Genomic DNA, 2641 nt, shown 5'->3' with positions numbered 1-2641 from the left:
CACCTGCTGGCGGCTACGGAATCAAGCATTCCCCGACTCCGTAGCTCCCATTAGGCTGAGGTCTCGCGGCAGTCGCGGGGGACGTCATGGGTGCTGCTCCGCGGGTGGGTGGTCACCCTCAATTGCATCATGTGTTCGACTCCTCGGTCTGGCGGCCTGCCGTGCCGACCGGTGTCCGTTGACCTGTCGCAGTGAAGGTTGAGTGTTCTCATCGAACATTGAGTGGTGCCGCCTTCAGGAGTGTGACCGGGCGAGGCAGTTGTCACCCCTGGGCGCGCAGACTGTCACTGCACCCCGACCTGACTGCGCCTCCGCAGCGCACCCGGTCTGAGTAGCCGGTTCGCTCCGGCGGCGGTGACAACAACCAGGACCAGGCGCAGCAGGTGACAACCATCTCGCCCAACTAGTGACAAGCAGCATGCTCAAGGCGAGCCGAACGCTCAGGTCGCGGGGCGCGCCTGGTGACAACGGCATTGCCCAGTCACAAGGAGGACACGGTCAAGGCCAGCGAGGCGACGGCGGTGGCGAGGTAGAAGCCGGGAAATGCGAGGTTGTGGAGCACGCGGGTGCGCACATGGTAGGCGAGCGCGCCCAGGTAGAGCAGGACGAGACCGCTGGCCGCGGCGGCGCCGAGGGGGCGCAGTGCGGTGTCGAAAAGGCCGAGGAGGAGGCCCGCCGTTCCGGCCAGCTTGAGGGCGGCCAGCCGGGGCAGCCAGGATCGGGGGACACCCACCTCCGCTGAGTTGGCCAGCACGAAGCGCGCCCCAGCGAGGTCGGCGGCGGCCATCCCGACGTTGATGGTGGCGGTGAGCAGGGTGACTACGAGGAGCGCGAGCTGGGTACCGGTCATGCCTTCAGGGTCCGCGGGCACTTCGACGCCGTCCAATACCTGCTTCTATAACCTGGTGGCATGGACGTGGATACGCGCCTGCTTCGGTACTTCGCCGCAGTGGCGGAGGAGGGCAGCCTGACCGGGGCAGCGGAGACGCTGTTCGTCTCGCAGCCTGCGCTGACCAAGCAGATCCGGCGCCTGGAGGAGGATCTCGGGGTACGGCTCTTCGCGCGTTCACGATCGGGGATGGCGCTGACCGAAGCTGGTCGTGAGCTTGCCTTGCGGGTGCCCGCACTGCTGGACGGCTGGGACGAGACGGTGCAGGCAACCGGCCGGGCGGCGCGGGTGCTGCGCCTGGGTTTCCTGGACGCCGGCGCAGTGGGTGGCGTCCCCGAGGTCATCGCTGAGTTCCGCCGGGCGCAGCCGGAGTGGCGGGTGGAGCTGCGGCAGTTCGACTGGTCGGACCCGAGTGCCGGCCTGGCCCGGGGTGAGGTGGCTGCGGCAGTGGTGCGTTTGCCGTTTCCGGGGCAGGAGAGGTTCACAGTGCGGGAGTTGTTCGCTGAGGAGCGTGGGGTGCTGCTGTCGGCTCGGCATCCGCTGGTGAACAGCGAGACGGTGGAATTCTGGGAGTTGTGGGACGAGCCGTTCGTCGCGGCCGGAGCCGGGACCGGAGCCTGGAGGGGGCACTGGCTGGCGGCGGAGGAGCGGGACGGGCACCCCGTCCGGGTCGGCGCCGTCACCAGCCTTCCCGACGAGTGGCTCGGAGCGGTGGCCGGCGGCTGCGTGGCGCTGGCCCCGGCGTCGGCAGCCCGTTTCTACTCCCACCCGGACGTGGTGTTCCGTCCAGTGCGCGGGGTCTCACCGAGCCGGGTGGGGCTGGCCCGGCCTCGGGGGCGGACGCACGAAGCGGCGCTGGATCAGTTGCTGGAGGCCATCGCGTGCCGACTGACCGGGAGTTGACGACCGGGCCGACAGGCCGTCGGCGCGCGCTGCCCGGCCGGGCCGGCACTGCTCCTGGCAGCGGCCGCATTGAACGGCTCGTCCCAGCACAAGGACACCCGCGGCGACCGCCTCGGTGGGGTGCACATAGGCCGTGACCACCGACCACGCCGACCCTATGGCACTCAATGTTCTACGACCGCAAACGCGCCGAGGGCAAGCGCCACACCCAAGCCGTGCTCGCCCTCGCGCGCCGCCGCGTCAACGTGCTCTGGGCCCTCCTACGGGACGGACGGTGCTACGAGCTCACGCCGCCGACAGCCCTCTCGGCTTGACAGACCGGATTAGGAATCGGTGAGAACACTCAACCCTCACTGCGACAGGTGACCTGTCGCAACGGGAAGGTTGAGCGTTGTCACCGAAGATTGGTGACCATGCGGTTCCCAGCCGTCAAGATTCCCCTATGGACTCAGGGGTGGCTGCCATCGTGGGTGCGGCCGTGGGAGTGGTGGGTACCACCCTCGCGGCCGGCGTTGCAGGCATATCGGCTCAGCGGCAGGTCAGGGCAGAGCACCGGCATTGGCGTCGGCAGCTCCGCCGCGACGCGTACTCGGCATCCACGGCCAGGGCGGACGAGCTGCGCAAAGTATTGAAGGAGATCTACGCTGAGCTGATCAGGCCGGGAGCGGATCTCGATGCCGTCCGCGCTGCCCTCGATGGCGCTCGCGGATTGCTCACTGGCGGACTCGCTGACGCTCAGGCAACGGTGGAGATCGAAGGGCCGGAGAAGCTGGCACGTATGGCGGAGGAATTGTCTCGCTCGCTCTCGGCCTGCGTCGCTGCCACCGGCGCGGCCACCCTCGGGCGCGG

The 2641-nt window shown here is 69.0% G+C and carries 2 protein-coding genes and 2 pseudogenes; 3 read left to right on the top strand and 1 reads right to left on the bottom strand.

The genetic code is table 11. The annotated features are described in order from the left end of the window. Positions 1–481 precede the first annotated feature (481 nt). Positions 482–850 (bottom strand): DoxX family protein, encoded by a 369-nt coding sequence (locus IE206_RS42060; RefSeq protein ID WP_189972037.1) that lies wholly within the window; start codon positions 848–850, stop codon positions 482–484. A gap of 60 nt (positions 851–910) precedes the next feature. Between IE206_RS42060 and IE206_RS42055 the strand changes: the two genes are divergently transcribed. From IE206_RS42055 to IE206_RS42045, 3 genes and pseudogenes are all read left to right on the top strand, one after another. Then, positions 911–1792, top strand: a complete 882-nt coding sequence (locus tag IE206_RS42055; protein WP_189972035.1) for a LysR family transcriptional regulator — start codon at positions 911–913, stop codon at positions 1790–1792. Between the two features lie 170 nt (positions 1793–1962). Further along, positions 1963–2106 (top strand): annotated as a pseudogene (locus IE206_RS42050) (IS110 family transposase); the annotation flags it as partial. Positions 2107–2246: 140 nt separating this feature from the next. Further along, positions 2247–2641 (top strand): annotated as a pseudogene (locus IE206_RS42045) (hypothetical protein); the annotation flags it as partial.

This window comes from Streptomyces violascens, from assembly GCF_014649955.1.
GTDB classification, from domain to species: Bacteria; Actinomycetota; Actinomycetes; order Streptomycetales; family Streptomycetaceae; genus Streptomyces; species Streptomyces violascens.
This window is presented reverse-complemented; position numbering and strand designations above follow the sequence as displayed.